This window comes from Bittarella massiliensis (ex Durand et al. 2017) (assembly GCF_017566145.1).
GTDB lineage: Bacteria > Bacillota > Clostridia > Oscillospirales > Ruminococcaceae > Bittarella > Bittarella massiliensis_A.
In genome coordinates this window covers 1-216 of the sequence record NZ_JABFCL010000292.1, presented here as the reverse complement: position 1 = coordinate 216, position 216 = coordinate 1, and the positions used below count along the sequence as shown (strand labels likewise).

Sequence of the window (216 nt, the reverse complement as noted above, 5' to 3'; positions counted from 1 at the left end):
CGGAGCTTTACCGGGAATTTATGGGAGATATGTCCGAGGAAATCGAGCGGGAGAACAAGATCATCAATGATCTGCTTTCGCTGGTAAAGATGGACAAGACGTCCCATGATATGAATATTGAGACACTGGATATCAACCAAATTGTGGAGCGGATTTTAAAGAGACTTCGTCCGATTGCCCAGAAGCAGAATATCGAGCTTGTATTTGAGACATTTC

1 pseudogene is annotated in these 216 nt (G+C 43.5%); it reads left to right on the top strand.

The features are described from left to right. Nucleotides 1-216 (top strand): annotated as a pseudogene (locus tag HJY11_RS14385) (cell wall metabolism sensor histidine kinase WalK); the annotation flags it as partial.